A 14,383-nucleotide genomic window follows, 5' to 3' on the forward strand; every position below is an offset into this window, starting at 1 on the left:
ACAAAAGGAGAGCTAACAAGCTCTCCTTTTGACTATTTTGCAAAATCAACAGCTCGCATTTCACGAATAACTGTTACCTTAATATTACCTGGATAATCCAAGTTTTGTTCGATTTTTTCACGTACCTTATGCGACATAATAACTACTTGATCATCAGAAACTTTACCAGGTTGTACCATGATACGAATTTCACGTCCGGCTTGAAGTGCAAAGGCATTTTGCACTCCCTCAAAGCCATTAGCAATTTCTTCTAAATCACGCAGACGTTTGATATAATTTTCCATTGACTCATTACGCGCACCTGGTCGTGCTGAACTAAGGGCGTCTGCAGCAGCAACAATTACTGCAATAACGCTGTCAGGTTCTACATCACCATGGTGGCTTGCAATAGTATTAACAACAATCGGATGCTCTTTGTACTTACGAGCAAATTCCATACCAATTTCAACGTGACTGCCTTCAACTTCGCGATCAATAGCTTTCCCCATATCATGGAGGAATCCAGCCCGACGAGCTAAATCAACATTTTCTCCTAGTTCTCCAGCCAAAATACCTGCAAGTTTACCAACTTCAACTGAATGACGAAGTACATTTTGACCATATGATGTACGGAACTGCAAACGTCCCATAATTTTTATCAAATCAGGATGCAGATTTGGTGCACCAATCTCATAAGCTGCTGCCTCACCATACTCACGGATACGTTGATCCATTTCCAAACGATTTTTTTCAACCAACTCTTCAATACGAGCTGGATGGATACGTCCATCTTGAATCAAAGATTCTAAAGTCATACGAGCAATTTCACGACGAATGGGGTCGAAACCTGATAAGACAACGACTTCTGGCGTATCATCTATGATAACATCAATACCTGTCAAACTTTCCAGAGTACGAATATTACGTCCTTCACGACCAATGATACGTCCCTTCATATTATCATCAGGGAGATGAACAGTTGTAATTGTTTGTTCAGTAACATATTCACCAGCTAAACGTTGCATAGCTTGGGCTAGCAAGTCTTTTGCTATCTTGTTTGATCGATCTTTTACTTCACGTTCTGCTTCTTTAATACGTGTCGCAATATCATGAGCTAAATCTTTTTCGGTATCAGCTAAAATGATATCTTTAGCTTCTTCTTGACTAAGCTCTGCGATGCGTGACAATTCTTCTACTTTTTTTGTTTCTAAAGTAGCAATTTCCTGTTCGCGCTCATTAATATGTCTAGATTTATCGGTTAGACTTTGTTCTTTGCTATCTAACATTTTTTCTTTGTTAGATAGATTTTCATCTTTACGATCAAGAGATGATGCACGATCTGTTAAACGTGCCTCCATCTGTTTCAACTCTTGTCTATCAGATTTAAATTCCTTTTCGATCTCTTCACGATATTTTCTAGCCTCTTCTTTTGCTTCTAAAAGTAATTCTTTTTGGTGAGCTTTACTTTCACGTTCCGCTGCTTTACGGATGTGTTCTGCTTCAATTTCTGCTTTACCACGTAAATCAACGGCATCTTGTTCTGCATTTAAAAGAGTTAGTTCTGCAGCTTCTTTTGATGATTTCATTTTCATTGAAATAGCCACATAACCAATAATCAAACCAATGAGTGCACAAACCATTGCTAATATAATATTAAACATGTTTATACCTCAATTTTTTTCTAGATTTCATATAGAAAGTCCACTTTTAAGTTTATCATAAAAAAGGCGTTTTCACAATTTAAAATTATAGACATTTATGATATGATTAGAATGTTATTTAAAGGGATTAGGAGAAATTTTCAACATCTCCTTTAGTCTCTAGAATGTAATACAAAAGGAGAAAACTTATGACAAAAGAAGTTGTCGTAGAGAGTTTTGAATTAGATCACACCATCGTTAAAGCACCCTACGTTCGTTTAATTTCAGAAGAAGTTGGACCGGTCGGAGACATCATTACTAACTTTGATATCCGCCTTATTCAGCCTAATGAAAATGCTATTGATACTGCTGGTTTACATACTATCGAGCACCTTCTGGCGAAGTTAATCCGCCAACGAATTAATGGTTTGATTGATTGTTCTCCTTTTGGTTGTAGAACTGGTTTTCACATGATTATGTGGGGAAAACAGGATGCTACTGAAATTGCTAAAGTCATCAAATCTAGTCTAGAGGCTATTGCTGGTGGGGTCACTTGGGAAGACGTTCCTGGAACAACCATTGAATCTTGTGGAAATTATAAAGACCACAGTCTCCACTCTGCTCAAGAATGGGCGAAATTAATTCTTTCCCAAGGGATTTCTGACAATGCTTTTGAGCGCCACATTGTCTGATCTAATAAAAAATAAAAGTCAACTTTTGGAATTCCAAAAGTTGACTTATTAATTTAAACAAAGGATTTTGTTCTGTATCATAGAGAGCAAAATCCTTTTAATTTTTCCCTAATATCCTCATAGCAGTCGTAGACATCTAAATGCGAATACAAAAAACACCCTAATCGTTAGACTGATTTTCTAACTTTTAGGGTGTAGACAAAAAACTGGTTTTGTTCTTTATATTAATAATCTAAACTATCAGCTCTTCCAGGAGCGTTACCTACAAAGTAACCTGTCTTGGCATTGATAGAGAACAAATAAGTGCCATCTAATTTAAACATATTGTAATAACCATTACCATTGATAATATTTACAGGTTCAAGAATATAGTTATTTCCAGAGAAATAGCCTCGCGCCTGTGAAGTGGCCACGATTTTCTCTAATACTCCTGGGTTAAATATCCAGGCAGGATTTCCTGTATCCGCAATAGCAGCATTATTATACGGTACTCGACTACGGTTACGTTCCAAATTACCTGATGCAGTGCCAGCTGCCTGATTATTTATTGTAGCAGCTGATGAGGAAGATTGACCGTTAGTTACGTTTGGTTGTTCAGTTATTTGAGTGTCTGAAACCTTATTAGACGAAGCCTGTTCTTCGGATTGTTTTACCTGATTACGACCAGTTGAAACGATGGAGTGAAGTAAACTATCTAGACTAGCATTACCAGTATTAAGAGTTTTACTATCTAAAGAGTCAAAATTCGCTCCATCTTTTACCTCTAATTTTTCACTCTTCTTACCATCAACTACAGCAGGCGACTTAAACTTGTCGTTAACAGCTTTAACAGCATCAATTTGACGTTTTAGACTATCAAATTTAACTTTTACTTTACCGTAGTATTTAGTTCCTTTTAAAGCATCAACTTTCTTTTCTAATTCTGACAATTTATCAAATTCGCTATTTTTGAGTTGGGTTTTCTTATCATCAACAAAAAAGTTAGCATAAGATTTGTTGAAATTATCTAAGTTCTGACTAGCTTTTTTATCTTCTTCTGATGAAGTCGTCGTAGCCTTAGAACTAGAACTTTGACTTGTTGCAGTTTGAGAATTTGTCGAATTATTATTCTTGAAATAGTTGTAACCAAAGATTGCTACTATTAGAAGTAAAATAAGAGCAATCAATGTTCCTACGATACCTCCACGCTTCTTAGAAGAGGATTTATACTCCTCTGAATCAGCAATAGTCGAATCTGGTTCTGTTGCAGTTGGTTCTGCTTCCGTATTCAGAGGAGGAACTGGGGTTACACTATTTTCTTGTTCTTGTGAAGATTCTTCTTTAGGTGAGACAGCATTAGCTTCTGTATCTTGTTCTTGAGAGACTGAATTATCCAACTTTTTAGAAAGCTCTTCTGCAGCTAACATCGCTGATAATTCTTCGCGCTGTTTCTTGATAAAATCATCTAAAGATGCCGTATCAAGGTTTGCAAAATCGCTTGATTTTGTCTCAAACTTTTGTGAAGCTACTTCATCACGATGTTGTTTGATGTATTTATCAAGAATACTATCTTCTTCGGTAATACCAGCCTTAATTTCAGAATCTTTTCTAACAGCCTCTTCTACTGTCATTTCTTTAGCATCTTTAAATTCAAGACCATCAGTTTCTTTTTTTGGTTCAAAAAATGGGTGTTTTTGATCTTCTGACATGAGTTCTCCCCGTTATTTTACTTGACGTCTCACACGTTCACCGTAATATTGGTACAAATCAACTTTTAAAGTACCATTGTAAAGCTTACGTTTTTTATCAGCTTGTGAGCCGTATTTTTTTTCAAATCCTTCGTCACTAGTTAGGATAAACTTGCTCCAAGTTTTTAAAGGCGCAAATGTTTGTCCCATCTCATTATACAAAATGTCCACTGCTTTGTCATCCAGGAGTCGTTCACCATATGGTGGGTTGGAGATAATAACACCGTTAATTTTATCTGTTTTTAAATCTTGAAGACGCATTTGTTTCAATTTGATAACATCTCCAAGTCCTGCTTCTTCTGCATTTTTTCTAGCAATTTCTACCATACGACCGTCTAAATCAAAACCTGAAATATCTAAATCAATATCATAGTTTGCTTTACTCTCAGCTTCATCACGAACCTTTTGTACTTGACTTTGATCTACCCATGGCCACGCCTCAAAGGCAAAATCACGATTAAAACCAGGAGCTATATTCATTCCAATCATAGCAGCTTCAATACAAAAAGTACCTGAACCACAAGTTGGATCAATCAATGGCTTATCAGGGAACCAATTAGATAATTGAATAATAGCTGCTGCCATGTTTTCTTTAATTGGTGCACCACCTTTTTCTGCACGGTAGCCACGTTTGAAGAGACTTGATCCAGTCGTATCAATCATGACAGTCGCTTTATCTTTTAAAATAGAAACTTCTATTTTAAATTCAGCTCCATTTTCTTGTAAGGGAACTCCTTCAGGACGGTGAAAGACTTTTTGAAGTTTCTTAGCAACAGCTTTTTTAGAAATGGCTTGTACACTAGGTTCATTGTGCAATTTTGACTTGACACACTTTGCTTTAGCAATAGGAAATTTTGCCCCTAACGGTAAATAATTTTCCCAGTCAAGGCCATATACACCCTGAAAAAGTTCCTCAAAAGTACGTGCTGGAAACTCTCCTACAATAATCTTTATACGATCGGCAGCTCGTAGCCATAGGTTCGTTTCAATGATTGTTTTGATATCTCCGTGGAAACGGACTCTACCGTTCTCAACTTGGCAGTCAATTCCTAGGTTTCTGATTTCTCTACCAACAATGGCTTCTAAACCAGCAGCAGCAGTTGCTATTAATTTGAATGATTCTTTCATTTTTCCTCTTTTACACTATCGTATTCATCACAGTTAAAAATTGGCTGAGATGTTATCTCAGCCACTAACCTATTATGCAATTTTCTATAAGCCATGTTTTGTTCCAGAAACAACTAGGAATTGTTTCTTTCGATAATCATCTGTCTACTGCAAAGCAGTCAGGATAGATTGTTCTCATTCCAACTATCCCATGCCCCTACCAAAGTTTGGGTTGCTAGCTTGAGGGGTTTACCGCGTTCCACTTTCTAGATTTCCCTAGAAACTACGTCACTGTGGCACTTTCAAAGCTATTCAGGCATATCCAAAGACTTAGCCCTTTTGCTTGCCGTAAGATAGCTAGCTATCTCCCTAGGCTTATTTTTTCGCCTAGCACAAACACTACTGGCATCACAGCCAGTGCTAGCATGGACTTTCCTCATAGTATCTCAATACTACGCGATTATCCAAAAATTGCATATTTGAGAAATCCTTATTCTCTAATTTGTCTTCCAAAAACTTCTTTCTCAAGGCGGCTAATGCGTTTTAAAATATCAAAATTGGTTGCAGATTGGGCAATCGGTTTTTGATTATACATAGCTGTCCCTGAATTTCTTACATTTGAAGCTTCGCTTTCTTTTTTGTCTAAAGCTTGTTGTAGACGTCTATTTTCCATTTGGAGCTTCTCAATTTGCTCAAGATAATTTTCGTAATCTTTGATGACATCATCCAGAAATACATCGACTTCTTTCTTGTCATATCCCCGCATACTAACTTTAAAATCTTGCTCAAAAATATCTTTTGGGCTATAAATAATACTTGCCATTCTATTCTCCAAACCAGTCAAATCGTTTTAATATAAGTCCTATCCTTTATATCAAAGTAAATAATACCTAAATTAAATGGAAAAATCAAGCGTAAAACGTTCTCATATCCGAAAAAACGATCATTCCTCATATATTTCATTTAAGCGATCAAAAGTTAGGAAAGAAATATCATAAGCTTCCTTTTTCTCCATCATTTCTAGCAAAAATTTTAAATTAGTTTCATTTTCAGAATCATAAAAAAGATATGCACCTTGTGTGTTGTTAATGAGAAAATGATTGTATTGTTTAAATTGACCCGGGTTTTCATAGCTTGGGAAAGTATATTTAACAAAGTCAACTTGCTTAAAGAGTGCCAACTTAGCTTTATTAGCCTCATTCCAATTTTGGCCATGGTTCTCAAAGGTAAAAATTGTCGCAATTTGAAAATCATATTCTTTTTGTAAATCAAGAGCAACTTCCAAAGCCCAGTACTCAAACCCTAAATTTCCCATAAAAATAAACCAGTCTGCTCCATTTTCCAAGAAGCGTCTAAAATCCTTATCAATAGCCTTTTTTATAATAGTAATCCGAGGATCCTTATCCTGGAAAATCCCTAATTCAAAATTTTTGTAACCTGTTACAAGAATAGTTGACTTCATTTGTTGTCCATCCTAATTTTATGGTATAATAGTTTTGCTTATCTTAGCATTTTATTTGTAATGCAAGGAGAAAAATGGTTAACTATCCACATCAGCTTATTCGGAAAACAACAGTTACAAAATCAAAGAAAAAGAAAATCGATTTTGCCAACCGTGGTATGTCATTTGAAGCTGCTATCAATGCAACCAATGACTACTATTTGTCTCACGAATTAGCTGTCATTCATAAGAAACCAACGCCAGTACAAATCGTCAAGGTAGATTATCCTAAACGTAGTCGTGCTAAGATTGTAGAAGCTTATTTTAGACAAGCTTCTACTACTGATTATTCTGGTGTTTACAAAGGTTACTATATTGACTTTGAAGCCAAAGAAACCCGGCAGAAAACTGCTATGCCTATGAAAAATTTTCATGCTCACCAAATAGAGCACATGGCAAATGTATTACAGCAAAAAGGGATTTGCTTTGTCTTGCTTCATTTTTCCACACTTAAGGAAACCTATCTACTCCCTGCTAATGAGTTAATTTCATTTTATCAGATTGATAAAGGCAATAAATCAATGCCTATTGATTATATCAGAAAAAATGGATTTTTCGTAAAGGAGAGTGCCTTTCCTCAAGTCCCTTACTTAGATATTATTGAAGAAAAATTATTAGGCGGTGATTACAATTAAAAAGGAATCTGTTATCAAACTATTGAAGTATGCTTTTGGCATTATAATGGGATTTATTATCTTAGCTATTGTAATAGGTGGGCTCCTATTTGCATACTACGTTAGTCGTTCTCCGAAATTAACCGATCAAGCTTTAAAATCCGTTAACTCTAGTTTGGTTTATGATGGTAATAATAAACTTATTGCCGATTTAGGCTCAGAAAAGCGTGAAAGTGTTAGTGCGGATAGCATTCCACTAAATTTGGTTAACGCTATCACTTCTATCGAAGATAAACGTTTCTTTAAACATAGAGGTGTCGATATTTATCGTATTTTAGGTGCAGCTTGGCATAATCTTGTTAGTAGTAATACGCAAGGTGGTTCAACCCTTGATCAACAGTTGATTAAACTGGCTTACTTTTCTACCAATAAATCTGACCAAACGTTAAAACGTAAATCACAGGAAGTTTGGCTTGCGCTTCAAATGGAGCGTAAATACACCAAAGAAGAAATTCTTACTTTCTATATTAATAAAGTTTATATGGGAAATGGGAATTATGGTATGAGAACAACAGCTAAATCATACTTTGGTAAAGACCTAAAGGAATTATCTATTGCACAACTTGCTTTGCTCGCTGGTATTCCTCAAGCACCTACACAATATGACCCTTATAAAAACCCAGAATCTGCTCAAACAAGACGTAATACCGTTCTTCAGCAGATGTATCAAGATAAAAACATTTCTAAAAAGGAATACGACCAAGCTGTTGCAACTCCAGTAACTGATGGCTTAAAAGAATTAAAGCAAAAATCTACTTATCCAAAATATATGGATAACTACTTAAAACAAGTTATTAGTGAAGTTAAACAAAAAACTGGTAAAGATATCTTTACTGCTGGGCTAAAAGTGTATACTAATATCAACACTGATGCACAAAAACAACTATATGACATCTACAACAGTGACACTTACATCGCTTATCCAAACAATGAATTACAAATAGCATCTACCATCATGGATGCGACTAATGGTAAAGTCATTGCACAATTAGGCGGGCGTCATCAGAATGAAAATATTTCATTTGGGACAAATCAATCTGTCTTAACAGACCGCGATTGGGGTTCTACAATGAAACCTATCTCAGCTTATGCACCTGCTATTGATAGTGGTGTCTATAATTCAACAGGTCAATCATTAAACGACTCAGTTTACTACTGGCCTGGTACTTCTACTCAACTATATGACTGGGATCGTCAATATATGGGTTGGATGAGTATGCAGACCGCTATTCAACAATCACGTAACGTCCCTGCTGTCAGAGCACTTGAAGCCGCTGGATTAGACGAAGCAAAATCTTTCCTTGAAAAATTAGGCATATACTATCCAGAAATGAACTATTCAAATGCTATTTCAAGTAACAACAGTAGCAGTGATGCAAAATATGGTGCAAGTAGTGAGAAAATGGCAGCGGCTTACTCGGCTTTTGCAAACGGCGGAACTTACTATAAACCGCAATATGTTAATAAAATTGAATTTAGCGATGGAACCAATGATACTTATGCAGCGTCTGGTAGCCGTGCGATGAAAGAGACTACTGCCTACATGATGACGGATATGCTGAAAACAGTACTAACATTTGGTACTGGTACTAAAGCAGCTATCCCTGGTGTTGCACAAGCTGGTAAGACTGGTACTTCCAACTATACGGAAGATGAGTTAGCTAAAATTGAAGCAACTACTGGTATCTACAATAGCGCCGTTGGTACAATGGCTCCTGATGAAAACTTTGTCGGCTATACTTCTAAGTACACAATGGCAATTTGGACTGGTTATAAAAATCGCCTTACACCACTTTATGGTAGCCAACTGGATATTGCTACTGAGGTTTATCGTGCAATGATGTCCTACCTAACTGGCGGATACAGTGCAGATTGGACAATGCCAGAAGGGCTCTATCGAAGCGGAAGCTACTTGTATATCAATGGGACAACTACAACCGGCACTTACTCTTCTTCTGTCTATAAGAATATCTATCAAAATTCTGGACAGTCAAGTCAAAGCAGTAGTTCAACATCCTCTGAGAAACAAAAAGAGGATAAGAATACAGCAAATGATGCCAATTCATCATCCCCACAAGTCGAAACACCTAATAATGGTAATGCTACTACCCCTAATAATTCCAATCAAACTGTGCCAGGAACTGGACATGGTAATGGTAATGGTAACAACAATACAGTACCTAACGGTAATTAAAAAACTGGATATATTATCCAGTTTTTTAATTTATAATTACTATTACTAATTAGCTAATGCTCCCATCGGATCCCACGGCGCTAAAGTAATTGGCTCTGCGTTGTAAGCCTCTAATTCTTCTTTAGTAAGCAATTCTTTACGAACGACTATTTGGTAAGTATATTCATCCATCCAAGCATCTGAAGCTACAAAATAACCATCCTTACCAACTTTCTCTCCCCAAGAGTTCTCAACTTTCCATTTTAAAGGTTGTCCAGATTCATCAAGGTCTACTCCCGTTAAGACCATAGCATGTGTCATTAAACTTTCACTATAATCTAGGCGGCCCGCTTTGTCTTGGCTAAGTTTAATATCCATAGATGAATTAAAATCATAAGTCGTAGTTGCTAGGATACCCTTTTGACGATTTGATACTTGACCTACGTCTGAACCAAACCACACAGTTTCTCCTGATTTCATTTGCGCAATCGCTAACTCTTTAAACCGTTTCATATCAAGGTTTAAATATTTAACAGCTGGCCCTCCGACAACATTTCCAAGCATCTCAACTGTATAGGATTGTCCATAAGGCTTATCTACAGTTGGAGCATTGATAATAGAAACATAATCTGATAGGTCAAGATTAACATATTTTTGATAAAATGCTTTCGGTGTAATATTTTTATCAGACTGATAATGATTGTCTTTATCACGATAAGCAAAATCAAAAGATTGCGGTGGCAAGCCAAGGTTCATTGCTAAAAAGTTAAAAATTTCTTGAAGCAATTCTTCCTTTTTATTTTGAACAGTTGCCCCATCTGCTCCCTGTGCTATTAATTCTCGTAGAATCTGTGCATCTTGGCGTAAGAGTTTATTCAAATATTGATTTAGTTCACGACTAGCACTTGATGAAACAGATTCAGGATAAACTGTTTTAGGAACGACACCATATTTCTCAAACAGAGCAACCACCATGTCCCATTGTCCTCCATCTTGTTGAGGTACATCTAATAGGAATTTCACCTTACGACTACTCAATTCCTGATTTGCAGTCGCAATAATTTGTTCCATAAACCAATTTGATTTTTCATACTTATCCCAGAAAAATGTATGTGCCTGAGATAATTCAAAATTCTCAAGTTTAAAATCTGAAATCAGTTTATGACGAAATGTATTCAGTGCAGCAAACATCCAGCAACGTCCTGATTGTTTCTGATTAGAAACTTCATCTTTGGTCAAATCAATTGAAAAGACATAGTCGTTCTCAATCTCACTTTGACGAGTCTCTAGAGACTTCAATAAACCATTGTGAGTTACTGCATTTTCAATAGCGCTAAATTTTGTATTTGCTTGGTAATCAGCAAATAACTTATCTGTAAATGTTTGAGTTAATTTTGACATAAATTCCTCCTTTTATACTTAGCTACTATTATAAACATTCTGAATATTTCTGCAAGTCTGAAAGTAATTTATTAGAGAAACAAAAATAGCTAGAATATTCTAGCTATTTTTCTTATTTCCAGAAATCATCAAAAATTGTGATTGGAAGATGACGTTTATGTTGACCCTTATACCACCAATTTTCAATGATACCTCGAGACTTGTCCGAAACCACCTTCCCTTCAAGATAAGCATCAATTTCTTGGTAGGTTACTCCAAGGGCTATTTCATCAGCGATTCCTGGTTTATTTTCTTCTAAATCTGCGGTTGGAATCTTTTCGTACAAGGCTTTATCAGCACCAAGTTCAGCTAATAACTGTTTCCCCTGACTTTTATTAAGTCTAAAGAGAGGTAATAAGTCAGCACCTCCATCACCAAATTTGGTGAAAAAACCTGTAATATTTTCTGCAGCATGATCAGTACCAATAACCGCTCCAGCATATTGACCTGCAACTGCATATTGACTAATCATTCTTTGACGAGCTTTAATATTTCCTTTATTAAAGTCTGTAATCTCTACTCCTGCTGCATTAAGAGCTCTAACTTGGCCATCAACAGCTTCTTTAATATTAATGGTCAAAGCAATATCTGGCTTGATAAAATCTAATGCTTTTTGTGCATCTTCTTCATCGGCCTGAATACCATATGGTAAACGAATAGCTATAAATTGATAGTTTTCCCCTGTATCAGCACGCAACTCTTCAACTGCTAGTTGAGCTAGACGTCCTGCTAAAGTTGAATCTTGCCCCCCTGAAATACCCAGTACATAGGTCTTTAGAAAACTATGTTTTAATAGATAGTCTTTTAAAAATTCTACGGAACGACGGATTTCTTGACTTGGATTAATAACAGGTTTTACACCGAGTTCTTTGATAATTTGATCTTGCAAAGTCATCTTACTTCTCCTTTTGCCAAAGCTTCTTTACGGATACGATCAATCAGGTCCATTTTATTTTGCCAAACATCGCGTGCCAAATCAACTGGGTAATCCTGTGGATTCAGAACACGTTTATACTCATCCCAAAGCTGATCAAATTCTTTGCGTCCGTACTCTTGAATTTCTTGAAGACTTGGTAATTGATAAACTAATTTCCCTTTGTCAAAGATATCTACCAGTAAGGGTACTGCGTCAAAATCACGGACTGTTTTATTGATATAAGTATAAGTTGGATGAAACATTTCAATTTCATCTAATTGTGTCACATCAGTGTCTGCAAATGTGATGTAATCACCCTCAGATTTCCCTTTAGCTCGACTGGTGATACGCCAAACTTGCTTTTTCCCAGGTGTTGATACTTTTTCAGCATTGTTTGATAGTTTAATTGTATCTCGCATACTACCGGCGTCAGTCTCAATAGAAACAATTTTATAAACAGCACCTAGCGCAGGCTGATCATAGGCTGTAATTAATTTTGTTCCGACACCCCAAACATCAATTTTAGCTTTTTGCATTTTTAGGTTGAGGATTGTATTTTCATCTAGATCATTCGAAGCATAAATCTTTGCATTAGGAAAACCGGCGTCATCTAACTGCTGACGAACTTTCTTAGACAAATAAGCTAAATCACCTGAATCAAGGCGAACTCCCAAGAAATTAATCTTTTCGCCCATCTCTTTTGCAACTCGAATAGCATTAGGCACACCTACACGAAGGGTATCATAAGTATCCACTAAAAAGACGCAATCTTTATGAGTTTCTGCGTAAGCTTTAAATGCCTGGTAATCATCGCCATAAGTTTGAACTAAAGCATGTGCATGCGTTCCTGATACTGGAATATTAAAGATTTTACCAGCACGAACATTGCTCGTTGCGTTAGCACCACCAATAATCGCTGCCCTAGTACCCCAAATGGCTGCATCCATTTCTTGAGCACGTCGTGTCCCAAACTCTAATAGCGGTTCATCTTCAATAACAGAACGAATACGAGCTGCTTTTGTAGCAACAAGTGTCTGGTAGTTGATGATATTTAAAATCGCTGTCTCTACTAACTGACATTGTGCTAAAGGACCTTCAATTTGAACTAATGGTTCATTAGCAAATACAAGGTCACCTTCCTTGGCTGATTTGACAGTCAGTTCCATTTTTAAAATTTTTAAGTAATCTAAAAATTCTTCAGGATAACCTAACTCTTCTAAATAGGATAAATCACTATCAGAAAAGCTCAGATTTTCTAAATAACGAACAATACGCTCTAAACCTGCAAAAACAGCATAACCATTTTCAAATGGAACCTTGCGAAAGTAAGCTTCAAACACCGCTCTTTTATTGTGAATACCTTTATTAAAATAAACTTGCATCATATTGATTTGATATAAATCAGTATGTAGTGTTAAACTATCGTCTTTATACATCAGACAATCTCCTTTTAATCATGAGCCTAGGATAAGGCTATATGTCTAACATTATAGCATATTTCTATCTCGGTAGTTCAGTTTATCACCTTACTTTCATGAAAATAAAAAGAAAGACTAATCGTTTTTCGATAGTCTTTTCTACTTTTAGTATTTCTTAGAAATGCTCAGTTATATAGTTATAGACACCCTGTCCAGCGATAGCACCTTCACCAACAGCAGTCGCAATCTGACGTAGATCTTTTTGACGAACATCCCCAATAGCATATAGTCCTGGAATTGATGTTTTCATATTTGTATCAGTTAAGACCCAGCCAGTCTCGTCCGTAATACCTAATTCTGAGACCATGCTAGAATGTGGTTTCAAACCAACGTAAATGAAAACACCTCCGAAAGTCATCTCTGAGATTTCTCCAGTCTTTAGATTTTCAACAGTTACACCAGATACTTTAATCTCATTTCCTTTAATCTCTTTGACCACTGAATCCCATACAAATTTTAATTTTTCGTTAGCAAAAGCTCGGTCTTGAAGTACTTTTTGAGCTCTCAATTGATCACGTCGGTGAATAATAGTAACACTTTTAGCAAATTGAGTTAAGAAGACAGCTTCTTCAACAGCAGAATCACCGCCACCCACAACTAAAAGATCCTGATCACGGAAAAATGCACCATCACAAACCGCACAGTAAGAAACGCCACGACTAGTATATTCCTCTTCACCCGGAACTCCTAAAAGGCTGTTTTTAGCTCCGGTAGCAAGGATTACTGTTTTGGCTTCATACGATTCATCTTCGGTGATAACACGCTTTACATCACCATCGTTCTCAACTCTTTGAACTATACCATAAATATGCTCTACTTCAAATTTTTCCAACGGCTCATACATCTTCATTGATAATTCTGGACCTGAGATATGATCGTAGCCTGGATAGTTCTCAATTTCAGCAGTATTATTCATCTGTCCACCTGGAGCACCTTGTTCAATTAACCCAACTTTAAGGTTTGAACGTGCAGCGTAAAGCGCTGCTGTCATACCACCAGGACCTGAACCTATTATTAAAGTATCATACATTACTATTTCTCCTTTGAATCTTATGG

Annotated in this window: 12 protein-coding genes and 1 other RNA gene; 3 read left to right on the top strand and 10 right to left on the bottom strand. The window is 36.4% G+C overall.

Annotated features, from left to right (window positions below; genetic code table 11):
- Positions 1-32: 32 nt before the first annotated feature.
- On the bottom strand, positions 33-1,640 hold the full coding sequence (locus EGX70_RS06120) for a ribonuclease Y (RefSeq protein WP_000481839.1): 1,608 nt from the start codon (positions 1,638-1,640) through the stop codon (positions 33-35).
- Positions 1,641-1,828: 188 nt separating this feature from the next.
- On the opposite strand from EGX70_RS06120, the gene EGX70_RS06125 reads away from it, so the two are divergent.
- Positions 1,829-2,311, top strand: a complete 483-nt coding sequence (locus EGX70_RS06125; RefSeq protein WP_000159885.1) for an S-ribosylhomocysteine lyase — start codon at positions 1,829-1,831, stop codon at positions 2,309-2,311.
- Positions 2,312-2,535: 224 nt separating this feature from the next.
- On the opposite strand, the gene EGX70_RS06130 is transcribed toward EGX70_RS06125, so the two are convergent.
- The 5 genes from EGX70_RS06130 to EGX70_RS06155 form a co-directional block, all read right to left on the bottom strand.
- On the bottom strand, positions 2,536-3,999 hold the full coding sequence (locus tag EGX70_RS06130; RefSeq protein ID WP_001287870.1) for a cell division site-positioning protein MapZ family protein: 1,464 nt from the start codon (positions 3,997-3,999) through the stop codon (positions 2,536-2,538).
- A gap of 12 nt (positions 4,000-4,011) precedes the next feature.
- Complete coding sequence (locus tag EGX70_RS06135; RefSeq protein WP_000664851.1) at positions 4,012-5,166, bottom strand: class I SAM-dependent RNA methyltransferase; 1,155 nt, start codon at positions 5,164-5,166, stop codon at positions 4,012-4,014.
- Positions 5,167-5,248: 82 nt separating this feature from the next.
- An RNA gene (rnpB, locus tag EGX70_RS06140) (RNase P RNA component class B) lies at positions 5,249-5,617 on the bottom strand.
- 18 nt (positions 5,618-5,635) lie between these two features.
- Positions 5,636-5,968: a cell division regulator GpsB gene (gene gpsB / locus EGX70_RS06145; RefSeq protein ID WP_000146544.1), complete on the bottom strand. Its 333-nt coding sequence runs from the start codon at positions 5,966-5,968 to the stop codon at positions 5,636-5,638.
- A gap of 120 nt (positions 5,969-6,088) precedes the next feature.
- A complete protein-coding gene (locus EGX70_RS06155; protein ID WP_000843096.1) occupies positions 6,089-6,607 on the bottom strand; it encodes a DUF1273 domain-containing protein in 519 nt (172 codons plus the stop codon).
- 74 nt (positions 6,608-6,681) lie between these two features.
- Here EGX70_RS06155 and recU point away from each other — a divergent pair, with 74 nt between their 5' ends.
- Together recU and pbp1a are read left to right on the top strand one after the other, a co-directional pair.
- Entirely contained in the window at positions 6,682-7,281 is a 600-nt protein-coding gene (recU, locus tag EGX70_RS06160) for a Holliday junction resolvase RecU (RefSeq protein WP_000248792.1), read from the top strand.
- A complete protein-coding gene (gene pbp1a / locus EGX70_RS06165) occupies positions 7,268-9,514 on the top strand; it encodes a penicillin-binding protein PBP1A (protein ID WP_000628369.1) in 2,247 nt (748 codons plus the stop codon). The genes recU and pbp1a overlap by 14 nt, the downstream gene beginning before the upstream one ends.
- 45 nt (positions 9,515-9,559) lie before the next feature.
- Here pbp1a and pepC read toward each other — a convergent pair whose 3' ends face one another.
- From pepC to trxB, 4 genes are all read right to left on the bottom strand, one after another.
- Positions 9,560-10,894 (bottom strand): aminopeptidase C, encoded by a 1,335-nt coding sequence (gene pepC, locus EGX70_RS06170; RefSeq protein ID WP_000041114.1) that lies wholly within the window; start codon positions 10,892-10,894, stop codon positions 9,560-9,562.
- Positions 10,895-11,006: 112 nt separating this feature from the next.
- Positions 11,007-11,828: an ammonia-dependent NAD(+) synthetase gene (gene nadE / locus EGX70_RS06175; RefSeq protein ID WP_000174854.1), complete on the bottom strand. Its 822-nt coding sequence runs from the start codon at positions 11,826-11,828 to the stop codon at positions 11,007-11,009.
- On the bottom strand, positions 11,825-13,285 hold the full coding sequence (locus tag EGX70_RS06180; RefSeq protein ID WP_123948002.1) for a nicotinate phosphoribosyltransferase: 1,461 nt from the start codon (positions 13,283-13,285) through the stop codon (positions 11,825-11,827). Before EGX70_RS06180 ends, nadE begins: the two co-directional genes overlap by 4 nt.
- 157 nt (positions 13,286-13,442) lie before the next feature.
- Positions 13,443-14,357 carry a thioredoxin-disulfide reductase gene (gene trxB, locus EGX70_RS06185; RefSeq protein ID WP_123948004.1) on the bottom strand — a complete coding sequence of 305 codons (915 nt, stop codon included), beginning with the start codon at positions 14,355-14,357 and terminating at the stop codon, positions 13,443-13,445.
- Between the last annotated feature and the right edge of the window lie 26 nt (positions 14,358-14,383).

It is taken from the genome of Streptococcus sp. FDAARGOS_522, from assembly GCF_003812445.1.
Taxonomy (GTDB): domain Bacteria; phylum Bacillota; class Bacilli; order Lactobacillales; family Streptococcaceae; genus Streptococcus; species Streptococcus agalactiae.